Here is a 20,598-nt window from a genome sequence, read left to right as displayed (position 1 = left end):
TCAGACGGCTTGTCCACGGCCGTTCGCAGGCTGCGTTTTTCCCGGCAAAGCCTTGTCGCGCGGGCTGCGGCGCGCGCAGGGAGAGTTGTCGAATCAGGGAGTGCTGAATGTTTCTGGACGAGTTGATTACTGAATTTGATCGGGGTTTACGCTCAATGACCGGCGTGTCGCGCATGAGCCGTCCTTTACCGGTTCCGCAAGAATCGGCGGCTTCTGCGGAAGTGCCCGAACTGTCGCCGGCCGAGCGCGCGCACTCGGCCGGTCTGATGCGCGTCAATCACGTCGGCGAGGTGTGTGCGCAGGCGCTCTATCAGGCGCAGAAGCTCGCGACCAGGTCGCCTTCGCTGCGCAGCGTGTTCGACCGGGCCGCGATAGAGGAAGAAGATCATCTCGCCTGGACTGCCAAACGTCTGGAAGCGCTTGATTCGCGTCCGAGCCTGCTCAATCCGCTCTGGTATGCCGGCGCACTTGCCGTCGGCCTCGCGGCCGGGCGCCTCGGCGACCGTGTCAGCCTCGGCTTCATGGCCGAGACGGAGCGCCAGGTCGAGCAGCACCTCGACAGCCATATGAACGATTTGCCGGCCGCGGACCGCGAGTCGCGCGCCATCGTCGAGCAAATGCGTATCGACGAAGCTGCGCACGGCAAGGCCGCTACCGACGCCGGCGGCATCGAGTTGCCGTTTCCGGCGCGTGCGTTGATGCGCGCGATGTCGAAAGTCATGACCCGGACCGCGTACTACATATAAGAAACACCCACCGCAAAGACAGAAGCGAGGCCGGGCTCCCCGGCTTCGCTTCGGCGGGTCGCACGACGCTTGGCGCGTCGTCAGCTCCGCCCCGCCGAAACTCCGCCACCCACCCTCCGTTCACCCTTGCCGATCGCTTACGATCCGCGCCTTTCGCTCGCACATTTCACGTATCACCTTCACAAGTTCCACTAGCTCATTCATTTATAACGGTTTTCCGTTTTATGTCTGACATGAAGGAGTCGTGCTAAGTCCTTGTTCTAACAAACAAAATTCGTTCAAAAAGCCGTCCTCTCCCTTGACCCGTGTTTAGCGTTCCTCTAAAGTGGGAGACAGTGTGAGAAAGTGTATTTTTGTGTGATCTCACGGGTGATTTCGGGTAGATTTTTACGAATCGGGCAGTCGGCGCAAAGGCGCGGGCGAAGAGGGAGAGCGAAGTGTTCCAAGGGGCGTCGGCGCTGACGCTCGATGCGAAAGGGCGGATGTCTATTCCCTCGCGCTATCGGGATGCGCTGCAAACACAGGCAGAGGGCCGGGTGACGATTACCAAGCACCCGGACGGCTGCCTGTTGCTCTTTCCGCGCCCGGAATGGGAAATCTTCCGCGACAAGGTCGACAAGCTCCCCATGAACGCAGCCTGGTGGAAGCGCATCTTTCTCGGCAATGCCATGGACGTCGACATGGACGGCGCGGGCCGCGTGCTCGTGTCGCCGGAGTTGCGCGCGGCCGGCTCGCTGGAAAAAGAAGTGACCCTGCTCGGCATGGGGCGTCACTTCGAAATATGGGACGCACAGATTTACGCCGCGAAGGAACAGGCGGCCATCGCCGAGGGCATGCCTGAAGCGTTGAAGAATTTCACGTTCTGATCGCGGCATACATATATGGCATCTGCGATGAGAAACGAATTGCAGCATCGCACGGTGCTGCTGGAAGAAGCGGTAGAGGCGCTGGTTACGCGCGCGGACGGCGTGTATGTGGACGGCACGTTCGGGCGCGGCGGTCACAGCCGTCGGGTGTTGGAGAAGCTGGGTGAAGCGGGGCGTCTGATCGCTTTCGACAAAGACCCGCTCGCCATCGCCACGGCGCAGCAGATCGCCGATCCGCGCTTTGCCATCGTGCACGAGAGTTTTGCTTCGCTGCGCACCGCGATTGCGGAGCGCGGCATTGAACGCGTGTCGGGCGTTCTGCTGGATCTGGGCGTGTCGTCGCCGCAAGTCGACGATCCGGAGCGGGGTTTCAGTTTCCGCGCCGACGGCCCGCTCGACATGCGTATGGACCCGACGCGCGGCGAGTCTGCCGCCGACTGGCTGGCGCGGGCCACGGTGCAGGAACTGACGGAGGTGATACGAGATTATGGGGAAGAACGGTTTGCTTTTCAGATTGCAAAGGCGCTTGTTGCTCGCCGGGCAGAGTCCGACCGTCTTGGGCCTCTCGTCAGCACGGGCGAGCTTGCCCAAATCGTGGCTAACGTCGTCAAAACCCGTGAGAAGGGCAAGGACCCGGCAACCCGCACCTTTCAGGCTATACGGATTCACATCAATCAAGAGCTTGCGGAGCTGCAAGTCGTTTTAGAAGCAGCGTTGTCGCTGCTGGAGCAAGGGGGGCGGCTGGTGGTCATCAGCTTTCATTCGCTCGAGGACCGGATCGTCAAGCGATTCATGCAGGCGCACGCGAGCGCGCCCGCGGTCGACCGTCGTCTGCCGATTCGTGCTGTCGATCTGCCGAGCCCCCCGCTCAAAATCATCGGCCGCATGTTCGCGAGCGACGCTGAAGTCGCCGCCAATCCGCGCGCCCGTTCTGCCGTGATGCGTGTGGCGGAGCGGATCGCACCATGAATCGCCTCAATATTTTCCTGCTGATGATCGTAATGGGTTGCGCCTTGTCCGTCGTCAACGCGACCAATCAGCAGCGCCAGATCTTTATCCAGTTGCAGCGTGCGCAGTCGCAGGAGCGCCAGCTGCAGCAGGACTATTCGCAGCTTCAATATCAGCAGAGCGCGCTGTCCAAGACCTCGCGCATCGAGCAGATCGCGACCGCGTCTCTGAAAATGCAGGCGGTGAGCACCGGCCGCACGCAATACCTGACGCTCGATCCGGGCGCCGCGAAGGCAGAAGACGCGCCCATCCCGACTTCGGCGGCATCGGGCTTTGCAACTGCTCCGGCGGCGAGCCGCAAGGGAGGCGTGCGATGAAAAAATCGTCGGCTCGCAAGAGCGTCGCGTTCTCCGCCAATCCGATCCTGTCCGTGCGCCTGCCGATGTGGCGTTCGAAGCTTGTCGTGTTCCTGCTCTTCATGGCGTTCGTCGCGCTGACCGCGCGCGCCTTCTGGATTCAGGGGCCCGGCAACGCGTTCTATCAGAAGCAGGGTGAAATCCGCTACCAGCGTCGCCTCGAGTTGCCAGCCACGCGTGGCAAGATTCTCGACCGCAACGGTCTCGTGCTGGCCACGAGTCTGCCCGTGCGCGCGATCTGGGCGATTCCCGAATCCGTGCCGGACGACCTCGGCGCCGACAAACTGAACGCGCTCGGCAAGCTGCTCGGCATGACCAACAAGGAACTGCGCACCAAGCTTTCCGAGGACAAGAACTTCGTGTACGTGAAGCGCCAGGTGCCCGTGGACATTGCCGACAAGGTGAAGGCGCTCGACATTCCAGGCATTTACGCGCGCGACGAATACAAGCGTTTCTATCCAGAAGGCGAGATCACCGCCCACCTGATCGGCTTCACGAATGTGGAGGACGAAGGCCAGGAGGGCGTCGAACTGGGCGACCAGAAGCTGCTCGCGGGCGTGTCGGGCAGCCGCCGCGTGATCAAGGACCGCATGGGCCACATCATCGAGGACGTGGACGAGCAGGTCGTGCCGCACAACGGCCAGGACGTCGACCTGTCGATCGACAGCAAGATCCAGTACATCGCCTATGCAAACCTGAAGGCGGCAGTCGAAAAGTTCAAGGCGAAGGCGGGCGCGGCCATGGTGATCGACGTGCGCACGGGCGAAGTGCTCGCCCTCGTCAATTACCCGACGTACAACCCGAACGACCGTTCCCACCTGACCGGCGACCAGTTGCGCAACCGCATCCTGACCGACACGTTCGAGCCGGGCTCCATCATGAAGCCTTTCACGGTGTCGCTGGCGCTCGATCTGCATCGCGTCTCGCCGACTACACTGGTGGATACCGGCGGCGGCCGTTTCGTGCTTGACGGTGCGCCGATCACCGACGACAGCGCGTTCGGCGTGCTGACCGTGGGCGGCGTGATCCAGAAGTCGAGCAACATCGGCGCGACGAAGATCGCCATGCAGCTCAAGCCCGAAGAGATGTGGAACATGTACACCAGTATCGGTCTCGGTCAGGCGCCGAAGGTCGGTTTCCCCGGCGCGGCGGCGGGACGTCTGCGTCCGTGGAAGAGCTGGCGCCGCATCGAGCAGGCCACCATGTCGTACGGCTACGGCCTCTCGGTGTCGCTGTTCCAGTTGGGGCGCGCCTATACGGCGATCGCGCACGACGGCCAGATCATGCCGGTGTCGATTTTCCGCACGCCCGGCGACCAGCCGGCCACCGGCCCGCAAATCTTTTCGCCGACCACCGCGCGTGAAGTGCGCGCGATGCTGGAAACCGTCGTCTCGCCGGGCGGCACGTCGCCGGATGCGGCGGTGCCCGGCTATCGCGTCGGCGGCAAGAGCGGTACGGCGTACAAGCACGGTCCGCACGGCTACGACCACTCCAAGTACCGCGCGTCGTTCGTCGGAATGGCGCCGATGCCGAATCCGCGCATCGTGGTGGCGGTGTCCGTCGACGAGCCGACGGCCGGCAGCCACTTCGGCGGCCAGGTGTCGGGCCCGGTGTTCTCCGGCATTGTCGGCGATACGCTGCGCTCGCTGAACGTGCCGCCGCAAATGCCGGTCAAGCAGATGGTGGTGTCGGACGACTCGGCCTCTGCCGCGCCCTCGGCAACGCCCGCACCGTCCACGGCCAGGAAAATTTCGACCAACGCGAGCGCGAAGAAGATGACCATTTCCGCGAACGCGAAAAGCCATCCGGGAGTGGTGCGATGAGCGCGCTCCGTGAACATCACCCGTCCCACCAGCAGATTGCCGACGCGTTGGACTGGCTGCGCGCGCGCGTGCAGCCAGCCGCGCATCTGCACGCCGATACCCGTTCGCTCGCGGCGGGCGACGCGTTTTTCGCCTATGCGGTGGAAGGCGCGGACAACCGGCCGTTCATCGACGCCGCGCTCGAGCGCGGCGCTGCCGCGGTGCTCGTGCAGCCGGAAGGATTCAGCGGCGCACTCGACGCATCCACGATGCTCGCGGTGCCTCGCCTGAACGAGCTTGCCGGTTCGATCGCCAGCGCCTGGTACGGCGATCCGAGCGACCACATGCTGACGGTCGGCGTGACGGGCACCAACGGCAAGACTTCGTGCAGCCAGTGGATTTCGGCGGCGCTCACGGCGCTCGGCACGCGCTGCGCGATCATCGGCACGCTCGGCACGGGTTTGCCGGGGCACCTCGTGCACACCGGCTTCACGACGCCCGACGCCCCGCAGTTGCAACGCAGTCTCGCGCAGTTGCGCGGCGCCGGCGCGAAGGCCGTGGCGATGGAAGTCTCCTCGCATGCATTGCACCAGGGGCGCGTGAACGGCACGGCGTTCGACATCGCCGTGTTCACGAATCTCACGCAAGATCATCTGGATTATCACCGCACGTTCGAAGCATACGAAGCGGCGAAGGCGCGCCTGTTCGCGTGGCCGGAACTGCGCGCGGCCGTGATCAACCGCGACGACGCGGCCGGCCGCCGTCTGCTCGCGAGCACGCGAGGCCACGCGCGCACCATCGCTTACGGTCTCGACGCCGGACAGGCTGACCCGTCGCAAGCCGCACAGCAAGCGGACGCGTTTCTGCTCGCCGCCAACGTGCGCGCGACCGCCACGGGCACCGCGTTCCATCTCAGCACGTCCGACTGGGGCGAGGCCGACGTCGAAGTGCAGACGCTCGGCGCCTTCAACGTGAGCAATCTGCTTGGCGTGCTCGGCGCGTTGCTTGCCGCAAACGTGCCCTTCGACGCCGCGCTCGCCGAGCTGACGAAGCTGGAGTCGGTGAACGGCCGCATGCAGCGCCTGGGTGGCCGCCTGCAGAACGACGAGCCGCTCGTCGTGATCGACTACGCGCACACGCCGGATGCACTGGAAAAAACGCTCGAAGCGCTGCGGCCGATGGCAGCGGCGCGCGGCGGCGAACTGATCTGCATGTTCGGTTGCGGCGGCGACCGTGACGCGACCAAGCGTCCGCTGATGGGCGCGATTGCCGAGAAGCTCGCGGACGGCGTCGTCGTCACGAGCGACAACCCGCGCAGCGAAGATCCGCAGTCGATCATCGGACAGATTGCAGCGGGCATGAAAGACGCGTCGAAGGCGCGCCGCATCGAAGATCGCGCGAGCGCAATCCTTCAGGCGATCCGCAGCGCCGCGCGCGAAGACGTCATCGTGCTCGCCGGCAAGGGGCACGAGGCAACACAGGAAATCATGGGCAAGAAGCGCGCTTTCTCCGACCAGGACCACGCCCGTCTCGCGCTCGCCGCGCGGGCCACGCAGGCACGCGGAGGTGGTGAATGAGCGGGCAAGGCAATTCCATGTTCACGCTGCATGAAGCCGCCGCGCTGATTCCGGGCGCCACGGTCAGCGGCGACGGCAGCGTCGCGTTCGAACGCGTGTCGACCGACAGCCGCAGCGCCGGTCCCGGCGATCTGTTCGTCGCGATCAAGGGCGATCGCTTCGACGCGCATGACTTCCTTGCCGAAGTCGCCGCGCGCAACGTGAGCGCCGCGCTCGTCGCGCGCGTGCCCGACGGCTGGGACGTGTCCGCGGTGCCGCTCGTGCGTGTCGCCGACACGCGCGCCGGCCTTGGCGCACTCGCGCGCGGCTGGCGCCGCAAGTTCAGCATGCCGCTCGTCGCGGTAACCGGCAGCAACGGCAAGACCACGGTCAAGGAAATGATCGCGTCGATTTTCGCCGCTGCCGTGGGCGCCAACGAGCGGCTCGCCACCGTCGGCAACTTCAATAACGACATCGGCTTGCCGCTCACGCTGTTCCGTCTGAATGCCGCGCACCGGCTGGCGGTGGTCGAGCTCGGCATGAACCATCCTGGCGAAACGTCGCTGCTCGCGAAAATCGCCGAGCCGACGGTCGCGCTGGTAAACAATGCGCAGCGCGAGCACCAGGAGTTCATGGCGACCGTCGAAGCGGTCGCGCTCGAACATGCGAGCGTGATTCACGCGCTGAATCCCGAGGGCGTCGCTGTGTTTCCGGCGAACGATGCTTACGCGAGCATCTGGCGCGTCGCGGCCACAGGCAACCGCATCGTCGACTTCGCGCTCAACACGGCTGAACGCACGACCGCAGCGGCGGTCACCGGCAGGTTCGACGGCAAGCGGCTCAGCATTGAAACGCCCGAGGGCGCGTTCGAGGTCACGCTGCAGGTGCTCGGTGACCACAACGCGCATAACGCGCTCGCGGCAACGTCGGCGGCACTCGCCTCTGGCGTGTCGCTCGACGCGATCAGGCGCGGTCTCGAATCGTTCGGCGCGGTCAAGGGCCGCCTGCAGGCCAAGCAGGCCGCGCTCGGCACACTCGCCGGCGCCACGGTGATCGACGACACGTACAACGCCAATCCCGATTCGATGCGCGCCGCGATCGACGTGCTCGCGTCGCACGCGTCGCCACGCGTGCTGGTCATGGGCGACATGGGCGAAGTCGGCGATCACGGTCCCGAGTTTCACCGCGAAATCGGCGCTTACGCCAAAGAGCGCGGTATCGACGCGCTGTACGCCATGGGCGACGCCTCGCGCGACGCCTGTACGGCATATGGCGCAGGCGCGCACCACATGGCCGACGTCGGCACGCTGGTCGCGCAATTGCAGCAGGCCGGTTACGGCGCGGCTGCAACGCTTCTCGTGAAAGGCTCGCGCTTCATGCAAATGGAGCGCGTGGTGGACGCCGTTACGAGTCCACAACCCAACGCAGCGGGCAGCGCGCCCGCCGCACACTGAAATAGAAGGACCGAAGCATGCTACTGGCGCTGGCGCAATGGCTGCAGAATGACGCAAGCTTCTTGCGCGTGTTCAGTTATCTGACTTTTCGCGCGGTGATGGCCACCATCACCGCGTTGCTGATCGGGCTCGTCTGCGGCCCGGCGGTGATTCGCAAGCTGACCGCGATGAAGGTCGGCCAGGCTGTCCGTAAGGACGGTCCGCAAACGCATCTGGTGAAATCGGGCACGCCGACCATGGGCGGCGTGCTGATTCTGCTCGGCATTGCCGTGGCCACGCTGTTGTGGGCCGACCTCACCAATCGCTTTATCTGGATCGTGATTCTCGTCACCTTCGGTTATGGCGTGATCGGCTGGGTCGACGACTATCGCAAGGTCGTCTACAAGGACCCGCGCGGCATGTCGTCGCGCGAAAAGTATTTCTGGCAGTCCGTGATTGGTCTTTTTGCCGCGGTGTATCTCGCCTTCAGCGTGTCCGAAGCGAGCAACGTGCGAGTGTTCGACCTGTTCATGGCGTGGGTGCGCAGCGGTTTGTCGATGGGCTTGCCTGCACGCGCCGACCTGATGCTGCCGTTCGTGAAGTCGATCAGCTATCCGCTTGGCGTATGGGGCTTCATCGTGCTGACGTACCTCGTGATCGTCGGCGCTAGCAACGCGGTGAATCTCACCGACGGCCTCGACGGCCTCGTCATCATGCCGGTCGTGCTGGTGGGCGCGTCGCTCGGCGTGTTCGCCTACGTCATGGGCAGCTCGGTCTACTCGAAATACCTGCTGTTTCCGCACATTCCCGGCGCGGGCGAATTGCTGATCTTCTGTTCGGCAATGGGCGGCGCGGGGCTCGCGTTTCTCTGGTTCAACACGCACCCGGCGCAGATGTTCATGGGCGACGTCGGCGCATTGGCGCTGGGCGGCGCGCTTGGCACGGTCGCGGTGATCGTGCGGCAGGAAATCGTGCTCTTCATCATGGGCGGCATTTTTGTTGCCGAAACGCTTTCGGTGATGTTGCAGGTCGCGTGGTTCAAGTTCACCAAGCGCCGTTTCGGCGAAGGCCGGCGTCTCTTCAAGATGGCGCCGCTGCATCACCATTTCGAATTGTCGGGTTGGAAGGAAACGCAGGTCGTGGTGCGCTTCTGGATCATCACCTTGATGTTGTGTCTGTTTGGATTGTCCACGCTCAAACTGCGTTGAGCAGCAGGTATTAAAGGAAGCAGACGATGTTCGGCGAGAAGTTTCGGGATCGGCAAAAGCCGATGGTGCTCGTGCTGGGACTGGGTGAATCCGGTCTCGCGATGGCGCGCTGGTGCGCGCGGCACGGCTGTCGGCTGCGTGTGGCCGACACGCGCGAGGTGCCGCCGAATCTGTCCGCGCTGGAAGCGCACGGCGTCGACGCCGCGTTCGTGGGCGGCCCGTTTTCGCCGGTGCTGCTGGAAGGGGTAGAGCTCGTTGCCATCAGTCCTGGTCTGTCGCCGCTTGCGGCCGACCTGTTGCCGCTCATCACCGCGGCGCGCGAGCAGGGCATCCCGGTGTGGGGTGAGCTCGAACTGTTTTCACAAGCGCTCAGAACGCTGGGCGAAAACGGCTACGCGCCGAAAGTGGTCGCCATTACCGGCACGAACGGCAAGACCACGACCACCAGTCTGACCGGCCTGCTCTGCGAGCGTGCGGGCAAGAAGGTTGCGGTGGCGGGCAACATCAGTCCGGCGCTGCTCGACAAACTGAGCGAAGCCATCGACAACACCGCGCTACCCGACGTGTGGGTGCTCGAACTATCGAGCTTCCAGCTCGAAACCTCGCACACCTTCGAACCGGACGCGGCCGCGATTCTCAACATCACGCAGGATCACCTCGACTGGCATGGCGGTCTGGATGCCTACGCCGCCGCCAAGGGCCGCATTTTTGGTACACAAACCGTACGCGTGCTCAATCGCGACGACGCGCGCGTCATGGCGCTCGCGCCTTCCGAGTCGAGCGACGCCGAGATGGTCACGTTCGGCGTAACCGAGCCGAAGAACGGCGGCGATTACGGCTTGCTGCGCGATAACGGCATGATCTGGCTCGTCGAAGCGCACGATCTCGATGCCAGCGACGAACCCGCGCCGAAGCGGCGTCGCAAGAACGAAGCGGTCGCGCCGCCGAACATTGCGCTCAAGCGTCTGATGCCCGCGGACGCATTGCGCATTCGCGGTTTGCACAACGCCGCCAACGCGCTGGCCGCGTATGCGCTTGCGCGGGCGATCGGCTTGCCTGCCGCGCGGTTGTTGCACGGCTTGCGCGAGTATCGCGGCGAGCCGCATCGCGTGGAACTGATCGCTTCCATCGACGGCATCGACTACGTCGACGACAGCAAGGGAACCAACGTGGGCGCTACCGTCGCCGCGCTCGACGGTCTCGCGCAACGCGTCGTGCTGATTGCGGGCGGCGACGGCAAAGGTCAGGATTTCGAACCGCTCGCCGCGCCCGTCATGCGCTGGTGCCGCGGCGTCATGCTGATCGGCCGCGACGCGCCGCAGATTCGCGCGGCGCTCGAAGACACCGGCATCGCCATTACGGATCACGCCACGCTCGAAGAAGCGACGCGTGCGGCCGCCGCGCTCGCGCAACCGGGCGACGCCGTGCTGCTCTCGCCGGCGTGCGCAAGCTTCGACATGTTCAAGGGTTACGCGCATCGCGCAGCGGTGTTTCGCAGCACGGTGGAAGAGATTGCGGCCGAACGGGGGACGATGATATGAGCTGGTCGGAACGGTTCGGTCTACGCGCGGGCGGCTCGGGTGAGGCTGCCGGCGCCGCGCGCGTCGGTTCCCGCACGGGCGGCAGCGGTCTTGCGAGCGCCGTGAACGGCGTGCGGCCGCTGCGCTCACGCATGCTCGACTACGATCACTCGCTGCTGTGGGTGGTGGTCGCGCTGCTCGGGCTCGGCGTGGTGATGGTGTACTCGGCGTCGATCGCAATGCCCGATTCGCCGAAGTACGCGGCGTACCGCGACTACGCGTTCCTCGTGCGCCAGTTGATTTTCGTGGTGATGGGCGCCGTGGTCGGCGTCGTGTCCTTCCGCATCCCGATCTCGACGTGGGACAAGTACGCACCCAAGCTGTTCCTGATCGCACTCGCTGCTCTCGTGATCGTGCTGATCCCGCACGTCGGCAAGGGCGTGAACGGCGCGCGCCGCTGGATTCCGCTCGGTATCACGAACATGCAGCCGTCGGAAATCATGAAGCTCGCGGTGACGATCTACGCGGCGAACTACACCGTGCGCAAGCAGGAATACATGCACAGCTTCGCCAAGGGCTTTTTGCCGATGGCGATGGCGGTCGGCCTCGTCGGTGCGCTGCTGCTGCTCGAGCCGGACATGGGCGCGTTCATGGTGATCGCCGCGATTGCCATGGGACTGCTGTTTCTCGGCGGCGTGAACGGCAAGCTGTTCGGCGGGCTGGTCGCCACGGCGGTCGGCACGTTCAGCTTGCTGGTGTGGGCGTCGCCGTGGCGGCGCGAGCGGATCTTTGCGTATCTCGATCCGTGGGACGACCGCTACGCGCAGGGCAAGGCATATCAATTGACGCACTCGCTGATCGCCTTTGGCCGCGGCGAGTGGTTCGGCGTGGGCCTCGGCGGTAGCGTCGAGAAGCTCAACTATCTGCCGGAAGCGCATACCGACTTCATCCTCGCGGTGATCGGCGAAGAACTTGGCTTCGTCGGGGTGCTCGTCGTGATCCTGATGTTTTACTGGATCGTGCGCCGTTCGTTTGAGATTGGCCGTCAGGCGCTTGCGCTCGACCGGACGTTCGCGGGTCTCGTGGCCAAGGGCGTCGGTATCTGGTTCGGCGCGCAGACCTTCATCAACATGGGCGTGAATCTCGGCTTGCTGCCGACCAAAGGTCTGACCTTGCCGCTCGTCAGTTACGGCGGCTCGGGCATTCTGTTGAACTGCGTCGCAGTTGCGGTGCTGATGCGGGTGGACTACGAGAACCGGGTGCTGATGCGCGGGGGCAAAGTATGACCCTCACGCAGCAACGCACGCTGATGGTGATGGCCGGCGGCACCGGGGGACACGTGTTCCCGGGGCTCGCGGTCGCGCACCTGATGCAGGCGTGGGGCTGGAAGGTCGTATGGCTCGGCAACCCCGCGGGCATGGAAGCGACGCTCGTACCGAAACACGGCATTCCGATGGAATACGTGCGCTTTGGCGGACTGCGCGGCAAAGGCCTGAAAACCAAGCTCATGCTGCCGATGAATCTGCTGCGCGCGTGCACGCAGAGTTTGAGCGTGCTGCGTCGCGTGAAGCCCGACGTGGTGCTCGGCATGGGCGGCTACATCACGTTTCCGGCCGGCCTCATGACTGCGTTGAGCGGCCGACCGCTCGTGCTGCACGAACAGAATTCGATTGCAGGCCTCGCCAACAAGGTGCTCGCCAAACTCGCGAAACGCGTACTCGTCGCCTTTCCGAATGCGCTGCCACGCGGCGAATGGACCGGCAATCCGATTCGTGCGGAACTTGCACGCGCGATTGCGCCCAAAGCACGCTATGCAGAACGCAAGGGTCCGCTGAATGTGCTGGTAGTGGGCGGCAGTCTGGGTGCTGCGGCGCTCAATGAAGTGGTGCCGCGCGCGATTGCGCTGCTGCGCCCCGACGAACGGCCGCACATCGTGCATCAGGCAGGCGCGAAGCATATCGACGATCTGACCAGGAACTACGCGGCAGCCGGCCTGCAAACAGGCGCGGATCTGCAACTCGTGCCGTTCATCGACGACATGACGAGCGCCTACGAAAAAGCAGATCTCGTGATCTGCCGCTCGGGTGCAATGACGGTGTCGGAGATTTCGGCGGTAGGTGTGGCTGCGTTGTTCGTGCCGTTCCCGTATGCGGTGGACGATCACCAGACCACCAATGCAGCGTTTCTCGCCGACAACGGCGCGGCGCTGGTCGTGCAACAACGCGATCTGTCGGCGGAAAAACTCGCCGACTGGTTGCGCAGCCAGACGCGGGAAAGTCTCGCGGACATGGCGGAGCGTTCGCGCTCGCTCGCGAAACCCGACGCCACGCAACAGGTCGCGCAGATTTGCGCGAGCGTGGCGGGTTCGATTTCGGGCGCGAGCCCAGAAGGAAAGCAATGAAACACATCGTCAAACATATTCACTTTGTCGGCATCGGCGGTGTCGGCATGAGCGGCATCGCCGAGGTGCTGGTCAACCTCGGCTATCAGGTGAGCGGCTCGGATCTTTCGAGCAATGCCGTGACGGATCGCCTCGCCGCGCTCGGCGCGCGCATTGCGATCGGGCATGCGGCGGAAAACATAGAAGGTGCTAACGCCGTGGTCGTCTCGACGGCGGTGCGCAGCGACAACCCCGAAGTGCTGGCGGCGCGGCATCGTCGCATTCCGATCGTGCCGCGCGCGGTGATGCTCGCCGAACTGATGCGCCTGAAGCAGGGCATCGCCATTGCCGGCACGCACGGCAAGACCACTACGACGTCGCTCGTGGCAAGCGTGCTGGCCGCAGGCGGACTCGACCCGACCTTCGTGATTGGCGGACGGCTGATCAGCGCCGGCGCGAACGCACGGCTCGGCACGGGCGACTTCATCGTCGCCGAAGCGGACGAGTCGGATGCTTCGTTCCTGAATCTGTTTCCGGTGATCGAAGTCATCACGAACATCGACGCCGATCACATGGACACCTACGGCCACGACTTCGCGCGCCTGAAGCAGGCGTTCATCGAATTCACGCACCGTCTGCCGTTTTACGGCATTGCCGTGCTGTGCGTCGACGACCCCAACGTGAAGGAGATTCTGCCGTTCGTCTCCAAGCCGATCATTCGCTATGGCTTCGCGCCGGACGCGCAGGTGCGCGCGGTCAACGTAGAAGCGCGCGACGGCAAGATGCATTTCACCGCGATGCGCGAAGACGCCGCGCCGCTCGACATCACGTTGAACCTGCCGGGCGAGCACAACGTGCAGAACGCGCTCGCCGCCATCGCGATCGCCACTGAACTCGAAGTGAAAGACGCCGACATCCAGCGGGCGCTGGCGGACTTCAACGGCGTGGGCCGGCGCTTCCAGCGCTATGGCGAAGTGCCCGTCATTGCCGACGGCCAAACGCGGGGCGCCTACACGCTGGTCGACGACTACGGTCATCACCCGGTCGAGATGGCGGCCACGGTTGCGGCGGCGCGCGGCGCTTTTCCGGGGCGGCGTCTCGTGCTCGCGTTCCAGCCGCACCGTTTTACGCGCACGCGCGACTGTTTCGAAGACTTTGTAAAGGTGCTGTCGACCGTCGACGCGCTGGTGCTGACCGAGGTGTATTCGGCCGGCGAAGCGCCGATCGTCGCAGCGGACGGCCGCGCGCTCGCACGCGCGCTGCGCGTGGCGGGCAAGGTCGAGCCGGTGTTCGTCGATACGGTGGACGAAGTGCCGGGCGCGCTCGCAGCGATCGTGCGCGACGGCGATGTGGTGATCACGATGGGCGCGGGTTCGATCGGCGGTGTGCCGGTTCGTCTCGCTCAGGAAACGAAGGTGTGAGATGAGCAGTAATCAGTCAGATCAACTCGCGAAGAAATTCGGCAAGGTGGCCGTGCTGCTCGGCGGGAATTCCGCCGAGCGCGAGGTCTCGCTCAATTCCGGGCGCCTCGTGCTGCAAGGTCTGCGCGACGCCGGCGTGGACGCGCATCCGTTCGATCCGTCCGAGCGTCCGCTTGCCGCACTGAAGGAAGAAGGCTTCGTGCGCGCGTTCAACGCGCTGCATGGCGGCTACGGCGAGAACGGCCAGATTCAGGGCGCGCTGGATTTCTACGGCATCAAGTACACGGGCAGCGGCGTGCTGGGTTCGGCGCTCGGACTCGACAAGTTCCGCACCAAGCTCGTGTGGCAGCAACTCGGCATTCCGACGCCGCCGTTCGAAGCCGTGATGCGCGGCGACGACTACGAAGCGCGCGCGAAAGACATTGTCGCGAAACTCGGTTTGCCGCTCTTCGTGAAGCCGGCAAGCGAAGGCTCGAGCGTCGCCGTGATCAAGGTGAAGAGCGCGGACGCGCTGCCCGCGGCGCTCGTCGAGGCGGTGAAGTACGACAGGATCGTGGTGGTGGAGAAGAGCATCGAGGGCGGCGGCGAATACACCGCGTGCATCGCGGGCAATCTGGACCTGCCCGTCATTCGCATCGTGCCGGCCGGCGAGTTCTACGACTATCACGCGAAGTACATCGCAAACGACACGCAGTATCTGATTCCGTGCGGTCTCACGCCGGACGAGGAAGCGCGCATGAAAGTGCTGGCGCGCCGCGCGTTCGACGTGCTCGGCTGCACCGACTGGGGCCGCGCCGATTTCATGCTCGACGCCGACGGCAACCCGTACTTCCTGGAAGTGAATACGGCGCCCGGCATGACCGATCACTCGCTGCCGCCGAAAGCGGCGCGTGCGGTCGGCATCAGCTATCAGGAACTGGTGGTCGGCGTGTTGGCGCTGACCTTGAAGGACTAATCGAAGCACTAAGCGGGGCAACCCGAAAGCAACACCATGTGGAACAACGTTCGCCAGCTCAATCTCGCCGCCAGCGCATTGCATGCGTTGCTGGTGCTCGTGCTGCTGGCGGCGGGCGGTTACTGGCTGATCCAGCGCCCGAATTTCGCGCTGCGCGAGATCCAGATCGACGGCGATACGGAGCACATCAATTCGCCGACGGTGCGCGCGGGCGTCGTCGGGCGGTTGAAGGGCAACTTCTTCACGGTCGACCTGGACGTCGCGCGCCAGGCGTTCGAACAGATGCCGTGGGTGCGCCACGCGAGCGTGCGACGGGTCTGGCCGAACGCGCTGGCTGTCACGCTGGAAGAGTACAAGCCGCTTGGCACGTGGGGCAGCGATCAGCTGGTGAGCGTCGACGGCGAGCTGTTCACCGCGAACCAGGGCGAGCTCGAAGAAGAGCTGCCCGCATTCGACGGCCCGGACGGCACGGCCAAGGAAGTGGTCGCGCGTTATCACGACTTTCAGAAGTGGTTTGCGCCGCTCGACGCCACGCCGGAAGAAGTCACGCTGTCGCCGCGCTACGCGTGGACAGTGAAGCTGTCCAACGGCATGCAGGTGGAGCTGGGGCGCGAACGCAATCAGGACACGCTGCTCGACCGCAGCAAGCGGCTGACCGCGGCCTGGAACGCGGTGACGCAACGTTGGGGAAAGGATATCGAGTATGCGGACTTGCGCTATCCGAACGGTTTCGCGATTCGTGCCGCTGGCATGCGCTTTATCAGCGAACCCGACAAGGGCAAGAAGTAAACGGACATCACACGCAATGAGCACGCTATGAGTAAAGACTATAAAGATCTGCTGGTCGCCCTCGACATCGGGACGTCGAAGGTCGTGGCCATCGTCGCCGAGCTGAAGGGCGAAGGTCACTACGAGGTGATCGGCCTCGGCCAGAGCGAATCGAAGGGGCTCAAGAAAGGCGTGGTGGTGAACATCGAAGCCACCGTGCAGTCCATTCAGCGCGCGCTGGAAGAAGCCGAACTGATGGCCGACTGCAAGATCACCAATGTCTTCACCGGCATCGCCGGCAGCCACATTCGCAGCTTCAATTCGAGCGGCATGGTGGCGATCAAGGAGAAGGAAGTCACGCAGGCCGATGTGGCGCGCGTGATCGAAACGGCGAAGGCCATCAACATTCCGACCGACCAGCAGGTGCTGCATATCCTCACGCAGGAATTCATCATCGACGGTCAGGAAGACGTGCGCGAGCCGATCGGCATGAGCGGCATTCGCCTCGAAGTGAAGGTGCATATCGTCACCGGCGCGGTGAGCGCGGCGCAGAACATCGTGAAGTGCGTGCGCCGCTGCGGGCTCGAAGTGAACGATCTGATTCTGCAGCCGCTCGCGTCGTCGCTCGCGGTGCTGACGGAAGACGAAAAGGAACTGGGCGTGGTGCTGGTGGACATCGGCGGCGGCACGACCGACATCGCGATCTTCAGCGAAGGCGCGATTCGCCACACCGCGGTGATTCCGATTGCCGGCGACCAGATCACGAGCGACATCGCGATGGCCTTGCGCACGCCGACGCCGGATGCGGAAGACATCAAGGTGGATTACGGCATCGCCAAGCAGGCGCTCGCCGATCCGGACGAAATGATCGAGGTGCCGGGCCTCGGCGAGCGCGGTCCGCGCACGCTGTCGCGCCAGGCGCTGGCAGCGGTGATCGAGCCGCGTGTCGAAGAACTGTTTTCGCTCGTGCAGCAGGTGGTGCGCGAGTCGGGTTACGAGGAACTGCTGAGCTCGGGCGTCGTGCTGACGGGCGGCGCGTCGATGATGCTCGGCATGGTCGAACTGGGCGAGGACATTTTCCTCAAGCCAGTGCGTATCGGCGTGCCCGAGTATGCGGGCGGTCTCGCCGACGTGGTGCGCAATCCGCGCTATTCGACGGCAATGGGCCTGCTCGTCGAAGGACGCTCGCAGCGCATGCGCGGCCGCAAGGTCGCGGTGCAGTCGGGCTCGATGGGCCAGGTGTTCACGCGCATGAAGGACTGGTTCCTCGGCAACTTCTAACGCATTCATTTTCGAAATACGCGCTGGTGCCGGCGGCTGGCGCGCGACAGGAGGTTGCCCGATCTCCTGCCGAATAACGGCCGAGTGGCTGCAATTTTTTATCTTGACGGAGGCATCATGGATTTCCAAATGCTGGAAACCGAAACGAACGGCACCATCATCAAGGTGGTCGGAGTAGGTGGCGCTGGCGGCAATGCTGTTCAGCACATGATCAACAAAGGCGTGCAAGGCGTCGACTTCATCGTGATGAACACGGACGCGCAGGCTTTGTCGCGTTCGCGCGCCACCGCGGTGATCCAGTTGGGCAACACGGGTTTGGGCGCCGGCGCCAAGCCGGAAATGGGCCGCGCCGCAGCGGAAGAAGCACGCGAGCGTATTGCCGACGCACTGCGTGGCGCGCACATGGTCTTCATCACCGCGGGCATGGGCGGCGGCACGGGTACGGGCGCAGCACCCGTGGTTGCGCAGATCGCCAAAGAAATGGGCATCCTGACCGTTGGCGTGGTCAGCAAGCCGTTCGAGTTCGAAGGCGGCAAGCGCATGCGTGTAGCAGAAGCCGGTTCGCAGCAACTGGAGGATCACGTCGACTCGCTGATCGTCGTTCTGAACGACAAGCTGTTCGAGGTGATGGGCGACGACGCCGAAATGGACAAGTGCTTCCAGTGCGCTGACGACGTTCTGAACAACGCAGTGGCCGGCATCGCGGAAATCATCAACGTCGACGGTCTGGTGAACGTTGACTTCGAAGACGTGAAGACGGTGATGGGCGAGCAGGGCAAGGCGATGATGGGCACGGCGACGGTGGCCGGCGTCGATCGCGCGCGTCTGGCAGCCGAGCAGGCCGTTGCGAGCCCGCTGCTGGAAGGCGTGGATCTGTCGGGCGCGCGCGGCGTGCTGGTCAACATCACGTCGAGCCGTTCGCTGCGTCTGTCGGAAACGCGCGAAGTGATGAACACCATCAAGAGCTACGCCGCAGAAGACGCCACGGTTATTTTCGGCGCGGTGTACGACGATGCAATGGGCGACGCGCTGCGCGTGACCGTGGTGGCAACGGGTCTGGGCCGTGCGGCGAAGAAGCAGCAGTCCGCTCCGATGACCTTGCTGCGCACCGGTACCGACAACCAGCCGATCAGCGCACAGCACGCTACGTATGCAACGCCGTCGCACGCCAGCACCGCCGACTACGGCGCGCTGGATACGCCGGCGGTATGGCGCACGTCGCGCGACACCGCGGCTTCGCACGTGCAGGCGCTGCAGGAAAAGGGCGTCGACACGTACGACATTCCGGCATTCCTGCGCAAGCAGGCGGACTGAGCGCACGGGGCAGGCTTTCGCTGCCGCGCCGCCGGGGCATTCCTGGCTTGACGGCGTTGGCGGACGAATGCCCGAGCGTGGCGGGTGAACGGCAAACAAGCCGCGTATCGTGGGATTCGCGGCAAGGACAAGTGCCCTCTTCGGAATCGCGAAGCGGATTGGGCGACTGTCGCCGACTCACTGCGACACGATGACGTGCGAACGATGCTTCGCATCGACGCAAAGGACTGAGCATGATTCAAGCTGGTGACAAGCTGCCCGACGCAACGCTCTTCGAGTATGTCGAAGACGACCGCGCGGGCTGCACGATCGGGCCTAACAGCTTCGACGTGCGCGAGCAGACGGCGGGTAAGCGCGTGGTGATCTTCGGATTGCCAGGCGCTTTCACGCCGACCTGTTCGGCCAAACATGTGCCGGGTTATATCGAACACGCCGAGCAGTTGCGCGCGGCCGGTGTCGACGAAATCTGGTGCGTGTCCGTGAACGACGCGTTCGTAATGGGCGCGTGGGGACGCGATCTGCACGCCTCGGGCAAGGTGCGCATGATGGCGGACGGAAGTGCGGCTTTCACACGAGCGCTCGGTCTCGAGCAGGATCTGTCGGCGCGCGGCATGGGAATCCGTTCCCAGCGCTACGCAATGGTTGTCGACGACGGCGTGGTCAAGACGTTGAATGTCGAGGCTGCCGGCAAATTCGAAGTGAGCGATGCAGGGAGTATCCTCGCGACGTTGAGCTAGTTATGTAAGCGTCAGCGCCTTCGCCTCGCACGCGGTTCATCGTGTGGCGCAACGGCAACGGCGGAAACGACGCTTTGTGACAGGCCGTTACGCGGGCCGACGACCGGAAACGCCTCCGTTCCGGACGCCGGCCCGTCACGCTTTCCCTCACGGGCGCCCGTTGAAAAACGCGGGTAACGCAGCGAAACAGATTGATACGTTCCGCGCGAAGACGCTCCTTAGGGTTATGGAGTATAATTCGTGCTATGGAACAAAAAGTCCCGATTGGGATTTTCAATCGAAAACAAGATCACCATGTTGAAGCAGCGCACTATCAAATCAATCGTCAAGACAGTCGGCATCGGTTTGCACTCCGGCCGTAAAGTCAACCTGACGCTCCGGCCGGCAGCGCCGGATACGGGCATCGTGTTCTCGCGCGTGGATTTGCCCACGCCCGTGGACATTCCTGCGTCGGCCATGGCGATTGGCGATACGCGTCTTGCTTCAGTGTTGCAGAAAGACGGCGCGCGCGTTTCGACCATCGAGCATTTGATGTCCGCCTGCGCCGGTCTTGGCATCGACAATCTGTATGTCGACGTCACTGCCGAAGAAATTCCCATCATGGACGGCAGCGCCAGCTCGTTCGTGTTTCTGATTCAATCAGCGGGAATCGAAGAACAGAACGCGGCAAAGAAGTTCATCAAGGTCACCAGGCCGGTTGAGATTCGCGACGGCGACAAGTTCGCCCGGCTCGACCCGTATTTCGGTTTCAAGCTCAAGTTCACGATCGATTTCCGTCACCCGGCGGTCGACAAAACCGGCCAGGCGCTGGAAGTGGATTTCGCCAACACGTCGTACGTGCGCGAAATCGCGCGCGCCCGCACGTTCGGCTTCGCGCATGAAGTCGAGATGATGCGGGAGCTGGGTCTTGCGCGCGGCGGCAGCATGGACAACGCGATCGTGCTCGACGAATACCGCATCCTGAACAACGACGGACTGCGCTACGACGACGAGTTCGTGAAGCACAAGATGCTGGACGCCATTGGCGACCTGTATGTGGTCGGGCATCCGCTGCTGGCTTCGTACAACGCATACAAGTCGGGCCACGGCCTGAACAATGCGCTGCTGCGCGAACTGCTCGCGCATGAAGATTCCTACGAGATCGTTACGTTCGAAGACACGCAAAAGGCCCCGCGAGGCTTTGCGTATGAGACGCAGACGGCTTTTGGGTAAGGAACTGGCATCGCGTGGTGGGTGAAATTTCCGAA

At 64.0% G+C, this 20,598-nt stretch carries 18 protein-coding genes; all 18 read left to right on the top strand.

The genetic code is table 11. From position 1 onward, the window contains the following. Nucleotides 1-107 precede the first annotated feature (107 nt). The 18 genes from coq7 (at nucleotide 108) to lpxC (ending at nucleotide 20,563) form a co-directional block, all read left to right on the top strand. Complete coding sequence (coq7, locus tag JNB89_RS27695) at nucleotides 108-746, top strand: 2-polyprenyl-3-methyl-6-methoxy-1,4-benzoquinone monooxygenase (protein WP_220364321.1); 639 nt, start codon at nucleotides 108-110, stop codon at nucleotides 744-746. A 437-nt stretch (nucleotides 747-1,183) separates the two neighbouring features. Further along, a complete protein-coding gene (gene mraZ / locus JNB89_RS27690; protein WP_013340588.1) occupies nucleotides 1,184-1,612 on the top strand; it encodes a division/cell wall cluster transcriptional repressor MraZ in 429 nt (142 codons plus the stop codon). Between the two features lie 15 nt (nucleotides 1,613-1,627). Beyond that, the gene (gene rsmH, locus JNB89_RS27685) at nucleotides 1,628-2,581 is read left to right on the top strand and encodes a 16S rRNA (cytosine(1402)-N(4))-methyltransferase RsmH (protein WP_220364320.1); all 954 of its coding nucleotides are present in this window, start codon (nucleotides 1,628-1,630) and stop codon (nucleotides 2,579-2,581) included. Continuing rightward, nucleotides 2,578-2,937, top strand: a complete 360-nt coding sequence (ftsL, locus tag JNB89_RS27680; protein ID WP_013340586.1) for a cell division protein FtsL — start codon at nucleotides 2,578-2,580, stop codon at nucleotides 2,935-2,937. The genes rsmH and ftsL overlap by 4 nt, the downstream gene beginning before the upstream one ends. After that, entirely contained in the window at nucleotides 2,934-4,799 is a 1,866-nt protein-coding gene (locus JNB89_RS27675; RefSeq protein WP_013340585.1) for a peptidoglycan D,D-transpeptidase FtsI family protein, read from the top strand. Before ftsL ends, JNB89_RS27675 begins: the two co-directional genes overlap by 4 nt. Next, nucleotides 4,796-6,355 (top strand): UDP-N-acetylmuramoyl-L-alanyl-D-glutamate--2,6-diaminopimelate ligase, encoded by a 1,560-nt coding sequence (locus tag JNB89_RS27670; protein ID WP_220364319.1) that lies wholly within the window; start codon nucleotides 4,796-4,798, stop codon nucleotides 6,353-6,355. Before JNB89_RS27675 ends, JNB89_RS27670 begins: the two co-directional genes overlap by 4 nt. Beyond that, nucleotides 6,352-7,788: a UDP-N-acetylmuramoyl-tripeptide--D-alanyl-D-alanine ligase gene (locus JNB89_RS27665; protein WP_220364318.1), complete on the top strand. Its 1,437-nt coding sequence runs from the start codon at nucleotides 6,352-6,354 to the stop codon at nucleotides 7,786-7,788. The genes JNB89_RS27670 and JNB89_RS27665 overlap by 4 nt, the downstream gene beginning before the upstream one ends. Before the next feature lie 17 nt (nucleotides 7,789-7,805). Then, nucleotides 7,806-8,975, top strand: coding sequence for a phospho-N-acetylmuramoyl-pentapeptide-transferase (gene mraY, locus JNB89_RS27660; RefSeq protein ID WP_013340582.1), 1,170 nt, complete (start codon nucleotides 7,806-7,808; stop codon nucleotides 8,973-8,975). Nucleotides 8,976-9,001: 26 nt separating this feature from the next. Next, nucleotides 9,002-10,516 (top strand): UDP-N-acetylmuramoyl-L-alanine--D-glutamate ligase, encoded by a 1,515-nt coding sequence (gene murD, locus JNB89_RS27655; RefSeq protein WP_220364317.1) that lies wholly within the window; start codon nucleotides 9,002-9,004, stop codon nucleotides 10,514-10,516. Continuing rightward, nucleotides 10,513-11,781 (top strand): putative lipid II flippase FtsW, encoded by a 1,269-nt coding sequence (ftsW, locus tag JNB89_RS27650; protein ID WP_220364316.1) that lies wholly within the window; start codon nucleotides 10,513-10,515, stop codon nucleotides 11,779-11,781. The genes murD and ftsW overlap by 4 nt, the downstream gene beginning before the upstream one ends. Then, nucleotides 11,778-12,896 carry an undecaprenyldiphospho-muramoylpentapeptide beta-N-acetylglucosaminyltransferase gene (murG, locus tag JNB89_RS27645; protein ID WP_220364315.1) on the top strand — a complete coding sequence of 373 codons (1,119 nt, stop codon included), beginning with the start codon at nucleotides 11,778-11,780 and terminating at the stop codon, nucleotides 12,894-12,896. Before ftsW ends, murG begins: the two co-directional genes overlap by 4 nt. Beyond that, nucleotides 12,893-14,296: a UDP-N-acetylmuramate--L-alanine ligase gene (murC, locus tag JNB89_RS27640; RefSeq protein WP_220364314.1), complete on the top strand. Its 1,404-nt coding sequence runs from the start codon at nucleotides 12,893-12,895 to the stop codon at nucleotides 14,294-14,296. Before murG ends, murC begins: the two co-directional genes overlap by 4 nt. Before the next feature lies 1 nt (nucleotide 14,297). Continuing rightward, nucleotides 14,298-15,251 carry a D-alanine--D-alanine ligase gene (locus JNB89_RS27635; protein WP_220364313.1) on the top strand — a complete coding sequence of 318 codons (954 nt, stop codon included), beginning with the start codon at nucleotides 14,298-14,300 and terminating at the stop codon, nucleotides 15,249-15,251. A 36-nt stretch (nucleotides 15,252-15,287) separates the two neighbouring features. Next, nucleotides 15,288-16,040 carry a cell division protein FtsQ/DivIB gene (locus JNB89_RS27630; protein WP_013340576.1) on the top strand — a complete coding sequence of 251 codons (753 nt, stop codon included), beginning with the start codon at nucleotides 15,288-15,290 and terminating at the stop codon, nucleotides 16,038-16,040. Between the two features lie 27 nt (nucleotides 16,041-16,067). Next, nucleotides 16,068-17,300 carry a cell division protein FtsA gene (ftsA, locus tag JNB89_RS27625; protein WP_013340575.1) on the top strand — a complete coding sequence of 411 codons (1,233 nt, stop codon included), beginning with the start codon at nucleotides 16,068-16,070 and terminating at the stop codon, nucleotides 17,298-17,300. Between the two features lie 117 nt (nucleotides 17,301-17,417). Then, the gene (gene ftsZ, locus JNB89_RS27620) at nucleotides 17,418-18,614 is read left to right on the top strand and encodes a cell division protein FtsZ (RefSeq protein ID WP_013340574.1); all 1,197 of its coding nucleotides are present in this window, start codon (nucleotides 17,418-17,420) and stop codon (nucleotides 18,612-18,614) included. Nucleotides 18,615-18,847: 233 nt separating this feature from the next. After that, complete coding sequence (locus JNB89_RS27615) at nucleotides 18,848-19,351, top strand: peroxiredoxin (RefSeq protein ID WP_220364312.1); 504 nt, start codon at nucleotides 18,848-18,850, stop codon at nucleotides 19,349-19,351. A gap of 294 nt (nucleotides 19,352-19,645) precedes the next feature. Continuing rightward, the gene (gene lpxC, locus JNB89_RS27610) at nucleotides 19,646-20,563 is read left to right on the top strand and encodes a UDP-3-O-acyl-N-acetylglucosamine deacetylase (RefSeq protein WP_041729115.1); all 918 of its coding nucleotides are present in this window, start codon (nucleotides 19,646-19,648) and stop codon (nucleotides 20,561-20,563) included. The last annotated feature ends 35 nt before the right edge of the window (nucleotides 20,564-20,598 follow it).

It is taken from the genome of Paraburkholderia phenoliruptrix, from assembly GCF_019511605.1.
GTDB classification, from domain to species: domain Bacteria; phylum Pseudomonadota; class Gammaproteobacteria; order Burkholderiales; family Burkholderiaceae; genus Paraburkholderia; species Paraburkholderia phenoliruptrix_A.
This window is presented reverse-complemented; position numbering and strand designations above follow the sequence as displayed.

Bases quoted from the DNA above. Each gene is read 5' to 3' on its own strand.
- ftsL (WP_013340586.1), top strand. From the start codon at position 2,578: ATGAATCGCCTCAATATTTTCCTGCTGATGATCGTAATGGGTTGCGCC.
- ftsA (WP_013340575.1), top strand. From the start codon at position 16,068: ATGAGTAAAGACTATAAAGATCTGCTGGTCGCCCTCGACATCGGGACG.
- JNB89_RS27675 (WP_013340585.1), top strand. From the start codon at position 2,934: ATGAAAAAATCGTCGGCTCGCAAGAGCGTCGCGTTCTCCGCCAATCCG.
- coq7 (WP_220364321.1), top strand. From the start codon at position 108: ATGTTTCTGGACGAGTTGATTACTGAATTTGATCGGGGTTTACGCTCA.
- mraY (WP_013340582.1), top strand. From the start codon at position 7,806: ATGCTACTGGCGCTGGCGCAATGGCTGCAGAATGACGCAAGCTTCTTG.
- murC (WP_220364314.1), top strand. From the start codon at position 12,893: ATGAAACACATCGTCAAACATATTCACTTTGTCGGCATCGGCGGTGTC.
- JNB89_RS27665 (WP_220364318.1), top strand. From the start codon at position 6,352: ATGAGCGGGCAAGGCAATTCCATGTTCACGCTGCATGAAGCCGCCGCG.
- JNB89_RS27630 (WP_013340576.1), top strand. From the start codon at position 15,288: ATGTGGAACAACGTTCGCCAGCTCAATCTCGCCGCCAGCGCATTGCAT.
- murD (WP_220364317.1), top strand. From the start codon at position 9,002: ATGTTCGGCGAGAAGTTTCGGGATCGGCAAAAGCCGATGGTGCTCGTG.
- ftsZ (WP_013340574.1), top strand. From the start codon at position 17,418: ATGGATTTCCAAATGCTGGAAACCGAAACGAACGGCACCATCATCAAG.
- ftsW (WP_220364316.1), top strand. From the start codon at position 10,513: ATGAGCTGGTCGGAACGGTTCGGTCTACGCGCGGGCGGCTCGGGTGAG.
- JNB89_RS27615 (WP_220364312.1), top strand. From the start codon at position 18,848: ATGATTCAAGCTGGTGACAAGCTGCCCGACGCAACGCTCTTCGAGTAT.
- lpxC (WP_041729115.1), top strand. From the start codon at position 19,646: ATGTTGAAGCAGCGCACTATCAAATCAATCGTCAAGACAGTCGGCATC.
- murG (WP_220364315.1), top strand. From the start codon at position 11,778: ATGACCCTCACGCAGCAACGCACGCTGATGGTGATGGCCGGCGGCACC.
- JNB89_RS27670 (WP_220364319.1), top strand. From the start codon at position 4,796: ATGAGCGCGCTCCGTGAACATCACCCGTCCCACCAGCAGATTGCCGAC.
- JNB89_RS27635 (WP_220364313.1), top strand. From the start codon at position 14,298: ATGAGCAGTAATCAGTCAGATCAACTCGCGAAGAAATTCGGCAAGGTG.
- rsmH (WP_220364320.1), top strand. From the start codon at position 1,628: ATGGCATCTGCGATGAGAAACGAATTGCAGCATCGCACGGTGCTGCTG.